The organism is Mesorhizobium sp. LNHC232B00 (assembly GCF_000502435.1).
Classification (GTDB): Bacteria; Pseudomonadota; Alphaproteobacteria; order Rhizobiales; family Rhizobiaceae; genus Mesorhizobium; species Mesorhizobium opportunistum.
This window is the reverse complement of sequence record NZ_AYWP01000002.1, coordinates 267,808-286,648: the sequence shown is the minus strand read 5'-3', so window position 1 is coordinate 286,648 and position 18,841 is coordinate 267,808. Positions and strand designations below refer to the sequence as shown.

At 63.8% G+C, this 18,841-nt stretch carries 17 protein-coding genes, 1 tRNA gene and 1 pseudogene; 14 read left to right on the top strand and 5 right to left on the bottom strand.

Annotation, left to right across the window (positions count from 1 at the left end; all coding sequences use genetic code 11):
• Positions 1-7 precede the first annotated feature (7 nt).
• Positions 8-937 (bottom strand): peptidylprolyl isomerase, encoded by a 930-nt coding sequence (locus tag X743_RS165120; protein ID WP_023763916.1) that lies wholly within the window; start codon positions 935-937, stop codon positions 8-10.
• 262 nt (positions 938-1,199) lie between these two features.
• Between X743_RS165120 and secA the strand changes: the two genes are divergently transcribed.
• The 3 genes from secA (at position 1,200) to X743_RS165135 (ending at position 6,987) form a co-directional block, all read left to right on the top strand.
• Entirely contained in the window at positions 1,200-3,932 is a 2,733-nt protein-coding gene (gene secA, locus X743_RS165125; RefSeq protein ID WP_023763915.1) for a preprotein translocase subunit SecA, read from the top strand.
• 374 nt (positions 3,933-4,306) lie between these two features.
• Complete coding sequence (locus X743_RS165130) at positions 4,307-5,707, top strand: lipopolysaccharide biosynthesis protein (RefSeq protein WP_023763914.1); 1,401 nt, start codon at positions 4,307-4,309, stop codon at positions 5,705-5,707.
• Complete coding sequence (locus tag X743_RS165135) at positions 5,707-6,987, top strand: GNAT family N-acetyltransferase (RefSeq protein WP_023763913.1); 1,281 nt, start codon at positions 5,707-5,709, stop codon at positions 6,985-6,987. Before X743_RS165130 ends, X743_RS165135 begins: the two co-directional genes overlap by 1 nt.
• 100 nt (positions 6,988-7,087) lie before the next feature.
• On the opposite strand, the gene X743_RS165140 is transcribed toward X743_RS165135, so the two are convergent.
• A tRNA-Leu gene (locus tag X743_RS165140) sits at positions 7,088-7,172 on the bottom strand.
• A 268-nt stretch (positions 7,173-7,440) separates the two neighbouring features.
• Between X743_RS165140 and X743_RS165145 the strand changes: the two genes are divergently transcribed.
• Complete coding sequence (locus tag X743_RS165145) at positions 7,441-8,025, top strand: YqaA family protein (protein ID WP_023763912.1); 585 nt, start codon at positions 7,441-7,443, stop codon at positions 8,023-8,025.
• An 87-nt stretch (positions 8,026-8,112) separates the two neighbouring features.
• Positions 8,113-8,631 (top strand): disulfide bond formation protein B, encoded by a 519-nt coding sequence (locus X743_RS165150; protein WP_023763911.1) that lies wholly within the window; start codon positions 8,113-8,115, stop codon positions 8,629-8,631.
• A gap of 282 nt (positions 8,632-8,913) precedes the next feature.
• Here X743_RS165150 and X743_RS165155 read toward each other — a convergent pair whose 3' ends face one another.
• Together X743_RS165155 and X743_RS165160 are read right to left on the bottom strand one after the other, a co-directional pair.
• Complete coding sequence (locus X743_RS165155) at positions 8,914-9,471, bottom strand: HNH endonuclease (protein WP_010911702.1); 558 nt, start codon at positions 9,469-9,471, stop codon at positions 8,914-8,916.
• Positions 9,472-9,599: 128 nt separating this feature from the next.
• Positions 9,600-10,241: a DNA-3-methyladenine glycosylase gene (locus X743_RS165160; RefSeq protein ID WP_023763910.1), complete on the bottom strand. Its 642-nt coding sequence runs from the start codon at positions 10,239-10,241 to the stop codon at positions 9,600-9,602.
• 75 nt (positions 10,242-10,316) lie between these two features.
• Here X743_RS165160 and gluQRS point away from each other — a divergent pair, with 75 nt between their 5' ends.
• Positions 10,317-11,192, top strand: a complete 876-nt coding sequence (gluQRS, locus tag X743_RS165165) for a tRNA glutamyl-Q(34) synthetase GluQRS (RefSeq protein WP_023763909.1) — start codon at positions 10,317-10,319, stop codon at positions 11,190-11,192.
• Positions 11,193-11,333: 141 nt separating this feature from the next.
• The gene (locus tag X743_RS165170) at positions 11,334-12,230 is read left to right on the top strand and encodes a DMT family transporter (RefSeq protein ID WP_023763908.1); all 897 of its coding nucleotides are present in this window, start codon (positions 11,334-11,336) and stop codon (positions 12,228-12,230) included.
• 141 nt (positions 12,231-12,371) lie between these two features.
• Here X743_RS165170 and X743_RS165175 read toward each other — a convergent pair whose 3' ends face one another.
• Complete coding sequence (locus X743_RS165175; RefSeq protein ID WP_031250575.1) at positions 12,372-13,223, bottom strand: YihY/virulence factor BrkB family protein; 852 nt, start codon at positions 13,221-13,223, stop codon at positions 12,372-12,374.
• A 58-nt stretch (positions 13,224-13,281) separates the two neighbouring features.
• Between X743_RS165175 and X743_RS165180 the strand changes: the two genes are divergently transcribed.
• From X743_RS165180 to X743_RS165205, 7 genes and pseudogenes are all read left to right on the top strand, one after another.
• Entirely contained in the window at positions 13,282-14,148 is an 867-nt protein-coding gene (locus tag X743_RS165180) for an SDR family oxidoreductase (RefSeq protein WP_084555423.1), read from the top strand.
• A gap of 22 nt (positions 14,149-14,170) precedes the next feature.
• Positions 14,171-14,362 carry a twin transmembrane helix small protein gene (locus X743_RS165185; RefSeq protein ID WP_013892839.1) on the top strand — a complete coding sequence of 64 codons (192 nt, stop codon included), beginning with the start codon at positions 14,171-14,173 and terminating at the stop codon, positions 14,360-14,362.
• 18 nt (positions 14,363-14,380) lie between these two features.
• On the top strand, positions 14,381-14,962 hold the full coding sequence (locus tag X743_RS165190; RefSeq protein ID WP_023763905.1) for a cob(I)yrinic acid a,c-diamide adenosyltransferase: 582 nt from the start codon (positions 14,381-14,383) through the stop codon (positions 14,960-14,962).
• Positions 14,963-14,995: 33 nt separating this feature from the next.
• Positions 14,996-15,815 (top strand): annotated as a pseudogene (locus tag X743_RS01000000168585) (rhomboid family intramembrane serine protease).
• A 214-nt stretch (positions 15,816-16,029) separates the two neighbouring features.
• Complete coding sequence (locus X743_RS165195; RefSeq protein ID WP_023763904.1) at positions 16,030-16,779, top strand: electron transfer flavoprotein subunit beta/FixA family protein; 750 nt, start codon at positions 16,030-16,032, stop codon at positions 16,777-16,779.
• Between the two features lie 20 nt (positions 16,780-16,799).
• Positions 16,800-17,729 carry an electron transfer flavoprotein subunit alpha/FixB family protein gene (locus X743_RS165200; RefSeq protein ID WP_023763903.1) on the top strand — a complete coding sequence of 310 codons (930 nt, stop codon included), beginning with the start codon at positions 16,800-16,802 and terminating at the stop codon, positions 17,727-17,729.
• 210 nt (positions 17,730-17,939) lie between these two features.
• Positions 17,940-18,818, top strand: coding sequence for a 3-hydroxybutyryl-CoA dehydrogenase (locus X743_RS165205; RefSeq protein WP_013892834.1), 879 nt, complete (start codon positions 17,940-17,942; stop codon positions 18,816-18,818).
• The last annotated feature ends 23 nt before the right edge of the window (positions 18,819-18,841 follow it).

The window sequence follows — 18,841 nt, the reverse complement described above, 5'->3', positions numbered from 1 at the left end:
TTCAGGCTTACTTGCCCGCTTCCATCGTATCGACGGCCTGCTTCAGCTTGGCATCGGGGATCTCGACCTTGGCTCCGGCGCGCAGTGACTTGACCAGGGCAAAATACTTGTCCCGGATGACCGCCTGCTTGGCCTGGTCCTTGACGTCGTCGAAGGCCGGCGGCTGCTTGGTGCGCTTGTCCTCGAGCTTGATGACATGCCAACCGAACTGCGTCTGCACCGGCTGCTCGGTGTATTTGCCGACCTCGAGCGCAAAGGCGGCCTTGTCGAATTCCGGCACCATCTGGCCAGGTCCGAACCAGCCGAGGTCGCCGCCGCTGGTCTTGCCCGAGGGATCGCTGGTGTGCTCGTTGGCGAGTTTCTGGAAATCGCCGCCGCCGTCGAGCTGCTTGATGATCGCCTCGGCCTCTTCCTTCGTCTTCACGAGGATGTGACGGGCATGCACCTCGTTGACCGGCGGCGTGCTGGCGATCTCCTGGTCGTAGCGGGCGCGGACTTCGGCATCGGTGACCTTGGCAACGACGCCCTTCTCGACCATCTCGCCATGCAGGGCGCGCTGCTGCAGGAAGGCCATGCGTCGCTGGAAGTCGGGATCCTTGTCGAGACCGTCGGTAACGGCCTTGGCTGCCATGACGCGGATCTCGATGGCCGCCGAAAGTGCCGCGGCGCGGCGCTGTTCGGGCGACAGCTGCGCGAACTGCTGCGACAGCTCGCCTTCGGCAAGCGTGAGGTCGGCTTCGGTCAAGGGCTGGCCGTTGACGGTGGCGACCACGGCATTCGGGTCGACCGGTGCCGCCGCGGGTGCTGGAGCCGCCGCATCGGCCGGCGCGGGAGCAGGAGCGGTCTCCTGCGCCATCAGCGGCGACAGGCTAAGAGCCGACAGCCCGAAAGCCAGACCAAGGCTGGCAAGCGACGCACGGCGGAACAACAAGGACATAAGGATGACTCCGGTGGAGGATTGTAAGGAGGGACGGCTTCCAGATCAGCCAGATTGTGGCGGAATTTGGCGCGACCGGCAGGGCCAGCGCGGCGTTGACATCAGTTGAGCCCCCTCTTATCTGTCCAACGACTTGGCGTCCAGAACCGTTTTCCGGGCGCTTTTTGTGTTTGCCCGCATTCAAGCGGTGCGTTCACGCGGATTTGATGGGGCCGGCCGGCGCCTGTCTCAAGATTGAGAATTCTATCGAAAGGACCATTGGATGGTCAGTCTCGGCGGTCTCGCCCGTAAGGTTTTCGGTTCCTCCAACGACCGTCGGGTCAAATCGACCCGGCCCCGCGTCGAGGCGATCAACGCCATGGAAAACGAGATGCGGGCTCTTTCCGACGCCGAGCTTGCCGGCCGCACGGCAAAGTTCCGCCAGGATATTGCCAATGGCGCCAGCCTTGATGACCTACTGGTCCCGGCCTTCGCCACCGCCCGCGAGGCGGCGCGCCGCGTGCTCGGCATGCGTCCCTTCGACGTCCAGCTGATCGGCGGCATGGTGCTGCACAATGGCGGCATCGCCGAAATGCGCACCGGCGAAGGCAAGACGCTGGTCGCGACGCTGCCGGTCTACCTCAACGCACTCGCCGGCAACGGCGTCCATGTCGTCACCGTCAACGACTATCTCGCCACCCGCGACTCCGAATGGATGGGCCGGGTCTATAAATTCCTCGGCCTCTCGGTCGGCGTCATCGTCCACGGCCTGTCGGACGAGGAGCGCCGCGTCGCCTACGCGTCCGACGTCACCTACGCCACCAACAACGAACTCGGCTTCGACTATCTGCGCGACAACATGAAATACGAGCGCGCCCAGATGGTGCAGCGCGGTCACAATTACGCGATCGTCGACGAAGTCGATTCGATCCTGGTCGACGAGGCGCGCACGCCGCTGATCATTTCCGGTCCGCTCGAGGACCGTTCGGAAATGTACAACACCATCGACACCTTCATCATCCAGCTGCAGCCGCAGGATTATGAGATCGACGAGAAGCAGAAGACCTCGATCTTCACCGAGGAAGGCACCGAGAAGCTGGAGAACCTGCTGCGCGATGCCGATCTTTTGAAGGGCGAGTCGCTCTACGACGTCGAGAACGTCGCCATCGTCCACCACGTCAACAACGCGCTGAAGGCGCACCGCCTGTTCCAGCGCGACAAGGACTACATCGTGCGCAACGGCGAGATCGTCATCATCGACGAGTTCACCGGCCGCATGATGCCGGGCCGCCGTTATTCGGAAGGCCTGCACCAGGCGCTGGAAGCCAAGGAGCATGTGGCGATCCAGCCGGAGAACCAGACGCTGGCCTCCGTCACCTTCCAGAACTACTTCCGTCTCTACAAGAAGCTTTCCGGCATGACCGGCACGGCGCTGACTGAGGCCGAGGAATTCGGCAACATCTACGGCCTCGAGGTCACCGAAATCCCGACCAACCTGCCGGTCATCCGCATAGACGAGGACGACGAGGTCTACCGGACGGTCGAGGAGAAATACAAGGCGATCGTCAAGGAGATCCGCGAGGCCAGCGCCAAGGGCCAGCCGACGCTGGTCGGCACGACCTCGATCGAGAAGTCCGAGCAGCTGGCCGAGCGCCTGCGCAAGGAAGGCTTCAATGACTTCGAGGTGCTGAACGCCCGCCACCACGAGCGCGAGGCGGCCATCGTCGCCCAGGCCGGCAAACCCGGCGCCATCACCATCGCCACCAACATGGCCGGCCGCGGCACCGACATCAAGCTCGGCGGCAATGCCGAGATGCGCATCGCCGAGGAACTGGGCGACATGCCTGAAGGCCCCGAGCGCGAGGCGCGGGAAAAAGAGATCAACGCCGATGTCGAGCGGCTGAAGGAGAAGGCGCTGGCCGCCGGCGGCCTCTATGTGCTGGCCACCGAACGCCATGAATCGCGCCGCATCGACAACCAGCTTCGTGGCCGCTCCGGCCGCCAGGGCGACCCCGGCCGTTCGAAATTCTTCCTGTCGCTGCAGGACGACCTGATGCGCATCTTCGGTTCCGAGCGGATGGACGGCATGCTGCAGAAGCTCGGCCTCAAGGAAGACGAGGCGATCATCCATCCCTGGATCAACAAGGCGCTGGAAAAGGCGCAGAAGAAGGTCGAGGCGCGCAACTTCGACATCCGCAAGAACCTGTTGAAATATGACGACGTCTCCAACGACCAGCGCAAGGTCGTGTTCGAGCAGCGCATCGAACTGATGGACGGCGAAGGCCTGTCGGAAACAATCGCCGAGATGCGCGAGGGCGTCATCGAAGAGATCGTCGCCAAGGCCATCCCCGAAAACGCCTATGCCGAGCAATGGGATGTCGCCGGCCTGAAGGCCGAAGTCGCCGAATTCCTCAATCTCGACCTGCCGATCGAGGACTGGGCCAAGGAAGAGGGCCTCGCCGAGGACGACATCCGCGAGCGCATCGCGCAGGCCGCCGATGCCGCCGCCAAGGAACGCGCCGAGCGCTTCGGCCCCGAGGTGATGACCTATGTCGAGCGCTCGGTCGTGCTGCAGACGCTCGACCATCTGTGGCGCGAGCACATCGTCAACCTCGACCACCTTCGCTCCGTCGTCGGCTTTCGCGGCTACGCCCAGCGCGACCCGCTGCAGGAGTACAAGGGCGAGGCCTTCGAGCTGTTCCAGGCGATGCTCGGCAATCTGCGCCAGGCCGTCACCGCCCAGCTGATGCGCGTCGAACTGGTCCGCCAGGCCGCCGAAGCGCCGCCCCCGGAAGCGCCTGACATGTTCGGCAGCCATATCGACGGCACCACCGGCGAGAATGATTTCGGCGACGGCGAGACCGCCCTCCTGGTGCGTCAGGAAAGCAACGCCATCGTCGCCCCCGAGGATCGTGACCCGAACAACCAGGCCACCTGGGGCAAGGTCGGCCGCAACGAAGCCTGCCCCTGCGGCTCCGGCAAGAAATACAAGCACTGCCACGGCGCGTTCGCGTAAGGACCGCGCTCTTCCTTCTCCCCGTGAACGGGGAGAAGGTGCCCGAAGGGCGGATGAGGGGCGACGCTGACATCAGCGATTGTCAGACGCAGTCCCCGCGCAGCCATTTCGTCCGGGATAATTTCCCTGGCCCTGCCCGCATCAGCGCAAATCTCCCAAACCCTGCGCTGCCCCTCATCCGCCTGCCGGCAAGCCCTTCGCTACCGCTCGGGCGTTCGTTGTTCGAAAAGCCAAGCAATTGGCTTTTCGTCCGCTGCGCGGACCACGCCTCACCCCCGTTGAACGGGGCGAAGGGAGCCCCCGCCCACGTTTTCTTAATGTGTCTCCGCTACACCCAACCCTGAAAAAGAGGCGGAAAACGGAGAAAATTCGGGGTGCGCTTTTCCGCGGCCACGACTGCCGGGCGGTTCTTGCCGCAGCGCTTGGCGCTGCGCATGGGGCCGTTGCTCGACCGCATCGACACCGTGCTGTTCACCGCCGACGAGCGCGGCGAAGCCGGCCGCATGTCGGTCATCGCCTTCTCCATCCGCATCGTCAGCGCCGTCATCGCCTTCGTCAGCCAGGTGCTGATGGCGCGCTGGATGGGCTCGTTCGAATACGGCATCTTCGTCCTCGTCTGGGTGACGATGGTCATCGTCGGCAATCTCGCCTGCCTCGGCTTCCACACCTCTGTTATCCGCTTCATCCCCGAATACCGCGAGCGCGGCCTGATGGATGAACTGCGCGGCATCGTCGTGGCCAGCCGCCTGTTCGTGCTGATCGCCTCGACGATCATCGCCGGGCTCGGCGCGCTTGGCGTCTGGTTGGCCGCACCATGGATCGAGAACTACTACGTGATACCGTTCGTCCTGGGCGTCATCTGCCTGCCGATGATCGCGCTGTCGGACCTGCTGCAAGGGCTGGCGCGGGCCAATTCATGGGCGCTGTTCGCCTTGTCGCCGACCTACCTGATACGCCCCGTGCTGATCCTGCTGTTCATGGCGCTGATGCTTTTCGCCGGCTACGCGCCCGACGCCAAGACAGCGATCTTCGCCTCGATCGCCGCCACCTACGTCACCACGCTCGCCCAACTCATCGGCGTCACCCAGCGCATGGAACGGAAGATCCCCGCCGGGCCGATGAAGGTGCATTTCGCGCAATGGTTCGTCGTCTCGCTGCCGATCTTCCTGGTCGAAAGCTTCTTCTTCCTGCTCACCAACGCCGACGTGCTGATGGTCGGCGCCTATATGAATCCGAACGACGTCGCCGTCTATTTCGCCACGGTCAAGACGCTGGCGCTGGTGCATTTCGTCTATTTCGCGGTCAAGGCCGGTGTCGCCCAGCGCTATGCGCAGTTCACCCATGGCGAGCCGGAAAAGCTTGCCGCCTTCGCCCGCGAGACGGTGTCGTGGACCTTCTGGCCGTCGCTTTTGATGGCGCTGCTGGTGCTGGCGCTGGGCGAACCGATGCTGGTGCTGTTCGGCCCCGAATTCACATCGGGCTATCCGCTCTTGTTCCTGCTCGTCTTCGGCGTGGTGGCGCGCGCCGCCGTCGGGCCTTGCGAGAGCCTGCTCACCATGAGTGGCAACCAGAACATCTGTGCCGCCGTCTATGCCATGACATTGGCCTTCAACATCGGCCTCAACGTCGTGCTCATCCCGCTCTTCGGCTTGTGGGGCGCGGCGATGGCCACCGCCTTCGCCATGATTTTCGAGGCCGCCGCGCTGTCTTTTACGGTCTGGCGCAAGCTCGGCATTGTCATGGCGATCTTCGTGCCAGTCAAAGGAGCCGCGTGATGGCCGCAGTCCCCCTGCTCGAGGAAACCAGCGGCGGTACGGCCGGCGCCATGGTATCCGGCCTTGCCGGGCTGGCGCGCGACGCCGACCCTGCCCATATCGAAATCCTCGCCAACAACCGGCCCGAGCGCAAGCTCGCCATCTATCCGGCATCGGCCGGCTTCGACCTGGTCGAGGAGCTGGATTATCTCTGCGCCCGCACGATCGAGCCCAACGTCTTCTTCAACCCGCGCTTCCTGGCGCCGGCCATGCCCCGGCTAGAGGATCGCGAGGTGCGGCTGGCGGTGATCCGCGACGGCGACGAATACCGCAACCGGCTGCGCCTCCTGGTGCCGTTCTCGGTGGAACGCCCGGTGGTGCCGCTTGGCGTGCCTGTGATGCGCACCTGGTCGAGCCCGTTCGGTCCGCTCGGCACGCCGCTGATCGACCGCGACGATCCGGTCGGCGTCGTCGAGGACTTCTTCGCGATGCTGTCGCGCCCGCACCTGAAACTGCCGAAAGTCTTCGTCCTGCCCGACATCAGGCTCGACGGTCCGGTGGCGAGCCTGCTCGGCACCGTGGCCGAGACGCGTGGCCTGACGCTGGTCACCACCGGCCAGACCCAGCGCCCCGCGCTGGAGAGCGAACTCGACGGCGACGACTATCTGAAGGCCTCGCTGCGCTCACACCATTACCGCGAATTCCGCCGCCTGAAGCGGCGCCTCGGCGACCTCGGCGGGCTGGAGCATGGGGTGGCGCGCGGCCCCGAAGAGATCCGCCACGCCATCGAAAGCTTCCTGACGCTGGAAGCGTCCGGCTGGAAGGGCCGCGAGCGCACCGCCATGGCGATCGACCGCTTCCGCGCCGCCTTCGCGCGCGAGGCCGTGCATCGGCTCGCCGAACAGGACATGTGCCGCATCCATTCGCTGACGCTCGACGGCCGCACCATCGCCTGCCTGATCGTCTTCGTCGAAGCCGGCGTCGCCTACACCTGGAAGACGGCCTATGACGAGACGTTGGCCGCCTATTCGCCGGGCACGCTGTTGATGATCGAAGTGACGAAGCAGCACCTCGACGATCCCAACATCATGATGACCGATTCCTGCGCCGTGCCCGACCATCCCGTGATGAGCCGGCTGTGGACCGAGCGCAAGCCGATCGGCACGCTGGTGATCGGACTGACGCCCGACGCCGACCGCCTGGCACGCCAGGCTGCTTCGCAGCTGCATCTCTACCGCGAGACCCGCAACATGGCCCGCCTGCTGCGCAACCGCATGAGGAGCCTGTTGCGGCGGCGGTGATCCTCCTTCGCCAAGGCTTCCTCGTTCACCAAGGCTACGGAGGACACGCCATTTACAAAGCTTGGAATGGCTTGCCACCCGAAGCTCGAAGAGCGAAGGGTGGTGCCCCTAGCCGGGATCGAACCAGCACTCCTTGCGGAACTCGATTTTGAGTCGAGCGCGTCTACCAATTCCGCCATAGGGGCTCAGGCCGGACGGCCTGGATGGGCGCGGACTATACGGTCGGAGGCCTGTTCGTCAACTGGCCAAATCTCGGGATCGGCCGGATGCGACCAAACTGCGCCTTCCGATTTCGTGGCTGTGCTGCCATTGTGCAGCGCGGAAAATCTTTCTAGACAGGCGGCGTGTCAAAGCGATGCCCATCTGAACATGGATGGATGCCCTGCGCTTTGGGTCCTTGTTCTGTCCCGAAACCGATACACACCTTGCGGGCGACATGCATTAGGAGTGCCGATGCTTCGTGGACTGTACGACTGGACCTTGTCCCTGGCTGCCCGCAAATCCGCCGAATGGTGGCTGGCCTTCATCGCCTTCGTCGAAAGTTCGGTGTTCTTCATCCCGGCGGACGTACTGTTCCTGCCCATGGCGTTGGCGCGGCCAGAACGCGCCTATCGCTACGCGCTGACCGCCACTGCCGCGTCCGTGCTGGGCGGCATTGCCGGCTGGCTGATCGGCTACTATGCCTACGACACGATAGCACGGCCGATCCTGGAGCACTTCGGCGGCATTGCCACCTTCGAGAAGTGGCAGTCGTCCGGCACCGGGCTGATGCTGGTGCTGCTCGTCACGTCCGGCGTTGCGCACCTGCCGCCGATCAAGGTGGTCACTATTCTCGCCGGGGCGCTTCACATCAATCTTGTGGTCTTCATCGTCTCGGCCATCTTGGCGCGAGGCGCTCGTTTCCTGCTGCTTGCCTGGCTGCTGCGCCGCTATGGCGAGCCGATCAGGGAATTCATCGAGAAGCGCCTGGGATTGATCGTCGGCGCCGGCGCGGCTGCCCTGATTTTGCTCTATATATTGGTCAAATACGCGTTCTGATCCATGTCGCCCAAAACTGTGTAGCGGCTTTGGGACAACGACACGGACAAGGAAATAGCCCGACGAATTCAGCGGACGAAAGACCCCATGACAGCCATCATGAATGCCGACACCGGACGCCAGCGGACGCGAACCGCCCTGTTTCTCGCCGTCGCCATGGCCGCCACCGTCGGCTCGGCGCTCTGCTTCCAGTATATCGGCGGCTACATCCCCTGCCATCTCTGCCTGGAGCAGCGCACCCCCTACTATATCGGCGTGCCGTTGATGGTGCTGGCGGTGATTGCATCGATGCTGCGCGCACCCGCTTGGCTGACGCGCGGCCTGCTGGGCATCGGCGGCCTGCTGATGCTCTACGGCCTCTATCTCGGCGTCTACCACTCCGGCGTCGAATGGCAGTGGTGGGCGGGCCCGACCGATTGCACGGCGGGTGCCGGGCCGGTCGACACCGGCGGCAAGGGCGTGCTCGACGCGCTCGACAAATTCGTGCCGCCTTCCTGCGACAAGGCCGCCCTGCGCATTCTTGGCCTGTCGCTCGCCGGCTGGAACGCCATCGCCAGCCTTGTCCTAGCAGCCGTCGCCTTCCGCGGCGCCTTAGCCAAGGACTGATCTGGCGCGAGATCGTTCAAGGAATTCGGCAGGCTGGGTCGTATGGCGCGGCTTTAAAGCAATTCCAGGAAAAGTGTGACACGGTTTTCTGTCCGGAATTGCGTAAAAACAAAAAGATAGAGCGGTTCGCCGTTTCCGTGAAACGGTGAATTGCTCTAGAGTCCGAGCTAGGTCGATCCCCGCTCCGTCGCTGCTTCGCAGCGACNGGAGCGGGGGAAGCCGGTCCTTAAACGCGAAGCCGCTGATAAGTGAGCGGCCAGCCTCCCGAATTCTCGAACGATCTCAAGGTTCGAGTTCGACGTCCCAATAGAGATAATCCATCCAGCTTTCATGCAGATGGTTGGGCGGGAACAGGCGGCCGTTGTTGTGCAGATCGTGCACCGTCGGCTGGTAGGGCTTCTGCAGCGGCCACATCTTGGCATGCGCCGGCATCATGCCGCCCTTCCTCAGATTGCAGGGCGAACAGGCGGCGACCACATTTTCCCATGTCGTCGCGCCGCCGCGATGGCGCGGGATGACGTGGTCGAAGGTCAGGTCGTCGGGCGTGCCGCAATATTGGCATTGGAAGCGGTCGCGCAGGAAGACGTTGAAGCGCGTGAAGGCCGGATGCCTGGACGGCTTCACATAGGCCTTCAGGCTGACCACGCTCGGCAGCTTCATCGAGAAGGTCGGCGACGACACCGCGTGCTCGTATTCGGCGACGATGTTCACCCGGTCGAGGAAGACGGCCTTGATGGCGTCCTGCCAGGACCAGAGCGACAACGGGTAATAGCTGAGCGGACGGTAATCCGCATTCAGCACCAGTGCTGGAAGCCCATCCGGAGATACGGCAACCGTCACGTGTTTACCTCCTTGGTTCTAGACCCGAACGGCGGGGATACTGTAAGCCTGACATGACAGGGATGTGAAGCGGATTGTCGCGTCGCCGAAGCGTCAAAAACGCATGATTTTTATGCTTTTTTGCAGATTCAGGCCGGCGGCGCGGCGTCCCGGCCCCTGGTTTCGCGATAATAGGACCAGAAAAGCCGCGATGCGACACCTCGCCAGGGGCTCCATGATTCGGCCAATGCGATCAGTGCTTTCTCGGGTGGGCGCGGGTCGATGCCAAGCGCATGACCGACCGCCGTTTGCAGCGCGACGTCACGCGCGGGGAAGATATCGGGGTGGCCCGCGGCAAACAACAGATAGACTTCCGCCGTCCAGGGACCAATGCCCGGCACCGCCGTCATCGCGGTGGTAGCTTCGACAGCGTCGAGCGAACAGAGGTGATGAAGGTCGAGGCCGTCGGCCACGGCCTGGGCAACCGCGATCAGGCCGCGCTGCTTGGGCCGTGACAGGCCGGCTTCGCGGAACATGTCCTCGCCGGCGGCCAAGATCGCCTGCGGCGTCAGCGGGTCGACAAGCCTGGTCAGCCGGCCGAAGATCGCATCTGCACTGGCGCGCGACACCTGCTGCGAGACGATGATCGAGGCCAGGCTCCGGAAGCCAGGCTCGGAAAGCCTGAGCGGCACCTCGCCCGCCATGCCGCGCACCTTGTCCAGACGCGGGTCGATCGCGCAAAGCGCATCGAGCCCGCGGGCGATGTCGTCGAGTGTGGCGATGCGTTGCATGGTATCCTTGTCCGCGAATGTGCCGCAAGGTAGCAACTGCCAAAACCGCCGCACAACCCGATTGCCGTTCGAGACATGACGCTCCTGACATTCCGCTTCGCGCCCAGCCCCAACGGCGAACTGCACCTTGGTCATGCCTATTCGGCGCTGCTCAACCAGAAGCTGGCAAAGGCGAATGACGGGCGCCTGCTGCTGCGCATCGAAGACATCGACACGACGCGCTGCACGCCGCAATTCGAGGCGGGCGTGCTGGCCGATCTGGAATGGCTGGGTCTCGACTGGGAGGAGCCGGTGCGCCGCCAGTCCGGGCATTTTGCCGAGTACGGGACGATGCTCGATCGACTGATAAACGAGGAACTCGTCTATCCGGCCTTCATGAGCCGTGGCGAGATCCGTGCCTTCATCACCGACAGCGAAAGGCGCGGGCGCGACTGGCCGCGCGACCCTGACGGCGTGCCGCTCTACCCCCCGGCCGACAAGGCGCTGCCGGTCAGGGAACGCAAGCGGCGGATCGCCGAAAATGCGCCCTTCGCCTGGCGGCTCGATGTCGGCGCCGCCCTGGCGCGTGTCGGCAGGGATCTCGCATGGGCCGAATTCACCGACGAGGCGCTGTCGGCGACGCGCGCGGTCGCCGCCCGCCCGCAGGACTGGGGCGATGTGATCGTGGCGCGCCGCGACATCCCGACCAGCTACCATCTTGCGGTCGTCATGGACGATGCTTTGCAAGGCGTCAGCCATGTCGTGCGCGGCCAGGATCTGTTTTCCGCAACAAGCGTGCAGCGCCTGCTCCAGGAGCTTCTGGGGCTACCGCAGCCCACCTATTTCCACCACCGGCTCATCCTCGGGCCGGATGGGCGAAAACTGTCGAAGAGCCTCGGCGACACCGGCCTTGCCAAGCTGCGCGATGCCGGCGCATCACCTGATGATATCAGGCGAATGGTGGGGCTTTGACCTCTCGGCTGGTCCAGAAAATCGCACTGCCCGTTGAATTCCAGTGATGCATGGATCAATCGTTTCGTTTTGCGCGCCGGCTTGAACGGGACTAGAGCAGCGCCACGGTCAATTCTCACCAGCGTGGCGGTCTCCGGAAAAATGCACAGCATCAAGCGGTTCATCCCCGCCACCTTCGTCGTCTTGTGGGCGACCGGCTTCATCGGCGCCCGCTACGCCATGCCATGGGCCGAACCGTTCACCTTCCTTGCCGCACGGTTCGTGATAGCCGCGATCCTGCTGGCCATCCTGACGCTTGTGCTGGGCTCGAAACGAGCCACCCGCAAGCAGGCATTGCACGCCACTGGCGCCGGCGTGCTGATGCATGGCGTCTATCTCGGCGCCGTCTTCTGGGCCATCCACAGGGGCATGCCGGCCGGGTTTTCAGCCCTGATCGTCGGCCTGCAGCCGCTGATCACGGCCGTGCTTGCCGGCAAGTTCCTCGGCGAGGCCATCCTGCCGCGCCACTGGCTTGGCCTTGGCATCGGCCTGATCGGCATCGTCATCGTGCTGTGGCCCAAGCTCGGCGCGCTCGGCGGCGGAGTGACGGCGGCGACATTGATCGCTTCGCTGGTCTCGGTGCTCGGCATGAGCGCCGGCACCATCTGGCAGAAGCGCTTCGCTTCCGGCGGCGACCTCGTCGTAGCCACCATGTGGCAATATGTCGGCGGTGCTTGCCTGATGATCCTGGCCGCGCTCGCTTTCGAAACCCATACCGTCATCATCAATGGCGAACTGATCTTCGCCATGGCCTGGCTGGTTCTGGTGCTGTCGCTCGGCGCCATTTTCCTGCTGATGGTGATGATCCGCGACGGCGAGATGTCGAAAGTCGCCTCGCTATTCTACCTGGTGCCGGCGGTGACAGCGATCATCGCCTGGGCACTCTTCGACGAGCAGCTCAACGCACTGCAGATCGTCGGCATGGCGATCACGACCTTCGGCGTCGGCCTGGCAACGGCTCGGCAGGCGAAGGGAAGAACTGTGGAATTGAGGAACTGAGGAATTGAGGAATTGAGGAATTGAGGAATTGAGGAATTGAGGAATTGAGGAATTGAGGGAAAAATCGGCCATATTTGGCGCTGTCTACTTCTTCTCCAATTCTTCAGTTCCTCAATTCCTCAGTTCTTCCAATTCGGCCCGTCATCCCACCCGCGCACGTGCCTCCAGATAGCGGCTGATCGCGGCATTGAGCTCGCCGCCGAGGATGAAGATCGCCGAGACGATGTAGAGGAAAACCACCGCGATCATGATCGAGGCGAGACCAGCATAGGTCGTCACATAGGACGAGAAATGGTCGAGATAGGTGGCGAATATGGTCGAGCCGATAAGCCATGCGGCCAGTGTGAAGATGATGCCGGGCACCAGCGAGACGAAACGGCGCTGGCCGGCCGGCAGCCAGTAGTGGACGGCAAACAAGCCGCCGATGATGACGGCTGAGGCGATGACGTAGCGCCACAGCGTGATCGTGCCGGTATAGGGCTTGATCCACTCGAAATGGGCTTCCGCCAGCCGCGCCAGCAGCGGCGCGAACACCAGGAGCACGCTGATTGCCAGGAACCCGGCGGTGGCGATCAGCACGAAGAAGATGCTCTGCACCCGGCGATAGATGATGCCGCGCGTCTCCGTGACGCGGTAAGCCCGGTTGAGCGACGTGCGCAGCGCCTCGATGCCGTTCGAGGCGAAATAGGCCGCCAGCAGCACGCCGTAGGTCAACAGGTCGGTGCGCCTGACGGTCAGCACGTTCAGCACCTCATGCGCGATCGGCTTGGCGATCTGATCCGGCCAGGTGTCGAAGACCAGATGCACGGCCGTGTCGGCGAAGGCCTGGGCGCCGAGGAAACTGCCCAGCGTGGTGGCGAAGATCAGGAACGGAAACAGCGCCATCAGCGAGGTGATCGCCAGATGGCTGGCCATCGCCCAGCCGTCATCGGTATTGAAATGGCCGATCGCGTCGTAGAGCACGCGGCGCAGGGCGACAATATTCCGCAGCAAGAACGCGCGCTCCCTTCGATTGTCTCGACGCCGCGAATATGGGAAGTGAATGCGACAAATGGCAACCCTTCGTCAAAACACGAATTCGCCCGCAACAGAGTTGCGCACCATCATCGTCACCGGTGCGTCCTCCGGCATAGGCGCCTTTTGCGCACGCGCATTGAAGGCCGAGGGCTGGCGGGTGTTCGCGACGGCGCGAAAACCCGAAGACATCGCCGCTCTCGAAACCGACGGCATCGAGGCCTTCCATCTCGACTACAGCGATCCGGGTTCGATCGCCGCCCTGGTGACTTCAGTGCTCGAACGCACCGGCGGAAGGCTGGACGCGCTGTTCAACAACGGCGCCTACGCGCAGGCCGGCGCCGTCGAGGACTTGTCGGTGGCGGCGCTCAAGGAGCAGTTCGAGGTCAATTTCTTCGGCTGGCATGACTTGACCCGCCGTCTGGTACCGGTGATGCGCCGCCAGGGCCACGGCCGCATCGTCCATTGCTCGTCGATCCTTGGCCTGGTGCCGGTGCGCTTTCGCGGCGCCTATTCGGCATCGAAGCATGCGCTCGAGGCCCTGATGCTCTGCCAGCGCCAGGAACTGGAAGGCAGCGGCGTCCATGTTTCGCTGATCGAGCCGGGGCCGGTCAAATCGAAGATCGCCAGCAACGGCCTGCCCTGGTTCCTGAAAAACATCGACCTCGAGAATTCCGTGCATCGCGTGGACTACGCGGCGCAGTTGGAGCGGCTGCGCGCCGGCGGCAGCCAGTCGGCGCTGAAGCCCGGGCCGGAAGTGGTCTACAAGGTTCTACGCCATGCACTTCTGTCGCGGCGCCCGCGCCCGCACTATGTGGTAACAGTGCCGGCCAGGATCGGCGCGGCGCTCAAGCGCTTGCTGCCGGCATCGATGCTCTACCGCCTGATGGCCAAACGCGCCTAACCCGAAACAACTGGAACGCAACATGGCAACCGTCTTCAACATCCTCGCCATTCTGGTCATGGTCGCCGTGGCAATCGTGCTGGTCCGCGGCCTCATCAATATGATGCGCGGCGGTTCCGGCGTCACATCGAACAAGCTGATGCAGGCGCGCGTCATGCTGCAGGCCGTGGCGCTGTTGCTGATCCTGCTGGCGGTGTATTTCACCCGCAAGTGACGTCGTTCGGGAGGCGATGTGGTCAAGCTCAACAAGATCTACACCCGCACCGGCGATGACGGCACAACGGGCCTCGGCACCGGCGAAAGGCGGCTGAAATCCGATCTGCGGGTGGATGCCTACGGCACGGTCGACGAAGCCAATGCCTGCATCGGCATGGCGCGCGTGCACACGGCGGGAACCCACCCGGCGATCGATGCCATGCTTTCGCGCATCCAGAACGACTTCTTCGACCTCGGCGCCGACCTGGCGGTGCCCGACGACGGCAAGCCGCTCGGCTATGAGCCCTTGCGGATCACCGCCGCGCAGACCGACCGTGTCGAGAAGGACATCGACCTGCTCAACAAGGATCTCCAGCCGCTCAAATCCTTCGTGCTGAACGGCGGCACGCCGGCGGCGGCGACCCTGCATCTCGCCCGCACGGTGGCGCGGCGGGCCGAGCGGCTGATGGTGGCGCTCGCCCAGGATCCGGCGGAACACGTCAATGGCGACGGGCTGAAATACATCAATCGCGTCTCGGATTTCCTGTTTGTCGCCGCCCGCGCGGTCAATGACAACGGAAATGGCGACGTGCTATGGGTTCCCGGCAAGAACCGCTGAACTGATCGAAAAGCGGAAGGGAACCAGACACGCATGTTCATCCCGCTTTACGACACCAACAGGCTGCGCCATATCCGGCTGCAATATGTGACGATCGGTCTGATCGTGGCCAACGCGCTGGTTTATTGCGCCACCGCACTCGGCGGCGAGAACTTCACCAATGCCGCCGTGCTCGGCCTCGGCTTCATCCCGTCCGTCGTCCACAACACGGCGGAACTCGACCCGCGCTTCATCGTCATCCCTGAAAGCCTGAGCTACCTCACCTACTCCTTCCTGCACGCCGACATCTTCCACCTCGGCGGCAACATGCTGTTCCTGTGGGTGTTCGGCGACAATGTCGAGGACGCGCTCGGCCATATCCGCTACCTGATCTTCTATCTCCTGTGCGCTGTCGCCGGGGCCGCCTTCCAGGGGCTGGTCGCATGGGACTCCCAAGTGCCGCTGATCGGCGCGTCCGGCGCCATCGCGGGCGTGGTCGTCGCCTATCTCATCCTTTACCCCAGGGTGAAGGTCTGGGTGCTGGCCTTTGCCCGTATTCCCTTGCGTATTCCGGCCTTCATCCCGCTTGTCCTGTGGGTGCTGTTCCAGATCGTCATGTTCGCCGCCGGTGGCGAGGACCAGATTTCCTGGGCCTGCCACATCGGAGGCATCATCGCCGGAGCCGTGCTGGTGCTTGTCCTGCGCAGCCGTGGGGTGCCGCTGTTTGCAGGCGCCGACGAGGATATCCCGGCCGCCGCTCCCGAGCCNGGCCGCCGCTCCCGAGCCGCCGCCGCTCGCGGCCCGGCCGGCAACGCCCGAGCCGTCCGCCGCGACGACGCGCTGGGGCCGGGGAAACCCTTCCGGCCCGAACTGAACCGATTTGAGCCGCTTGCGGCGTATTGACGTCAAGGGTTGCCGCAACTACGGAAACGTCTCCGCCGCAGCCTAAAGGCGGGCAAAGACCAGAATTTCCATCCGGCCAGAATTCCGTCTGGCCGGAATTCAGTCAGGAATGTCGGCTTTCGACAACTCAGAAGGGGCGCAGGCTGTTATAGCGCGCCCAACTAGCGTGAAGAGGTGACAGGCAAATGAAGATCCTTGTGCCCGTGAAGCGGGTTGTGGATGCGAATGTGAAGGTTCGCGTGAAGGCTGATGGTTCGTCGGTTGAACTCGCCAACGTCAAGATGGCGATGAACCCGTTCGACGAGATCGCGGTCGAAGAGGCGATCCGGCTGAAGGAAGCCGGCAAGGCCGAAGAGATCATCGTCGTTTCTGTTGGACCGCAGCAGGCGCAGGAAACCTTGCGCACCGCGCTCGCCATGGGCGCCGACCGCGCCATCCTGGTCAAGACCGACGAACAGACCGAGCCGCTCGGTGTCGCCAAGGTGCTGAAGGGCGTGGTCGATGCGGAGCAGCCCGGGCTCGTCATCCTCGGCAAGCAGGCGATCGACGACGACAGCAATCAGACCGGCCAGATGCTGGCCGCACTTCTGGGCTGGGCTCAAGGGACATTCGCCTCCAAGGTCGTGCTCGACGGCGACAAGGCCAAGGTGACCCGCGAAGTCGACGGTGGCCTCCAGACGGTGGAACTGAAGATGCCGGCGATCGTCACCGCCGATCTTCGCCTCAACCAGCCGCGCTACGCCTCGCTGCCCAACATCATGAAGGCCAAGAAGAAGCCGCTCGACGAGAAGAGCCCGGCCGATTACGGCGCCGACGTCAAGCCGCGCCTCAAGGTCATCAAGACCGAGGAGCCCAGCGGCCGCAAGGCGGGCGTCAAGGTCAAGAGCGTCGCCGAACTGGTCGACAAGCTGAAGAACGAAGCCGGCGTGCTCTGAGATCGGAAGGAACAGATAACATGACCATTCTCCTCATCGCCGAACACGACAACGCCACCCTTTCCGACCAGACCGCCAAGGCGCTTTCGGCGGCCCTGCAGATCGGCTCGGACGTGCATGTGCTGGTGGCCGGCAAGAGCGCCAAGGGCGCGGCTGACGCCGCCGCCAAGCTCAAGGGCGTGAGCAAGGTGCTGCTCGCCGAAGCCGACGAGCTCGCCGAGCGCCTTGCCGAGCCGACGGCGGCACTCGTCGTGTCGCTGGCATGCAGCTACGACACCATCATCGCGCCGGCGACCTCGTCGGGCAAGAACGTCGCACCGCGCGTGGCGGCCCTGCTCGATGTTGCGCAAGTGTCCGAGATTATCGAAGTGGTGTCGCCTGATACCTTCAAGCGCCCGATCTATGCCGGCAACGCCATCCAGACCGTTCAGTCGACCGACGCCAAGAAGGTCATCACCGTGCGCACCGCCTCCTTCCAGGCGGCGCCCGAGGGCGGCTCGGCAGCGGTCGAGACGGTGAAGGCCGCGGCCAACCCCGGCCTGTCGTCCTTTGTCGAAAACAAGCTGTCGGAGACCGACCGTCCGGAACTGACCTCGGCCAAGATCATCATCTCGGGTGGCCGTGCGCTCGGCTCCTCGGAGAAGTTCCAGGAGGTCATCCTGCCGGTCGCCGACAAGCTCGGTGCCGCCGTCGGTGCGTCCCGCGCCGCCGTCGACGCCGGCTATGCGCCGAACGACTGGCAGGTCGGCCAGACCGGCAAGGTCGTCGCCCCCGATCTCTACATCGCGGTCGGCATTTCCGGCGCCATCCAGCACCTTGCCGGCATGAAGGATTCCAAGGTCATCGTCGCCATCAACAAGGACGAGGAGGCGCCGATCTTCCAGGTTGCCGACTACGGCCTCGTCGGCGATCTCTTCGTCGTCCTGCCGGAGTTGCAGAAGGCGCTTTGACGCTCTCTGGCAAAGCGTATTAAATACCAGGGGTGGGGTAGACGAAGTCGCCCCGCCCTTTTAGTTTGCACCGCACAAAAAGCAGGCCGCAAAGGCTAAAAGCAATTCCAGCAAAAGTGCGCAGCGGTTTTGCGTCCGGAATTGCGGTAAGACAAAGAGGTGGAGCGCTTTCGCGGTTCAGGCGGAAGGGCTCCGGACGGGATCGGTGTAATGAGCAAGATCGAGACGATCGGCATCATCGGCGCAGGCCAGATGGGCGGCGGCATCGCCCATGTCTCCGCGCTATCGGGCTACAAGGTGCTGATCTACGATATTTCGCCCGACCGCATCGAGAAGGGCATCGCCACCATCAGCGGCAACATGGCCCGCCAGGTGGGGTCCGGCAAGCTCGACGAGAAGCTGCGCAACCAGGCGATGGCGCGCATTGCGTCCGCACCGGCGATGGCCGATCTGGCCGGCGCCGACCTGGTGATCGAGGCGGCCACCGAGGACGAGACGGTCAAGCGCAAGATCTACGCCCAGCTCTGCCCGCAGCTCAACCCCGAAGCCATCCTGGCGACCAACACCTCGTCGATCTCGATCACGCGGCTCGCCGCGCAGACCGACAGGCCGGAACGCTTCATCGGCATACATTTCATGAATCCCGTCCCGCTGATGAAGCTGGTCGAACTGGTGCGCGGCATCGCCACCGAGGACCAGACCTTCGAGGCGGCAAAGACCTATGTGAAGCAGCTCGACAAGACGATCACGGTCTCGGAGGATTTCCCGGCCTTCATCGTCAACCGCATCCTGCTGCCGATGATCAACGAGGCCATCTACACGCTCTATGAAGGTGTCGGCTCGGTCGATGCCATCGACACCGCCATGCGGCTCGGCGCCAACCACCCGATGGGACCGCTGCAGCTGGCCGATTTCATTGGGCTCGATACCTGCCTGTCGATCATGCAGGTGCTGCATGACGGCCTGTCGGACTCGAAATATCGCCCCTGCCCGCTGCTGGTCAAATATGTCGAGGCCGGCTGGCTCGGCCGCAAGACCGGACGCGGCTTCTATGACTATCGCGGCGAGCACCCCGTTCCGACGCGCTGACGCAATTCCAGGAAAAGTGTGAC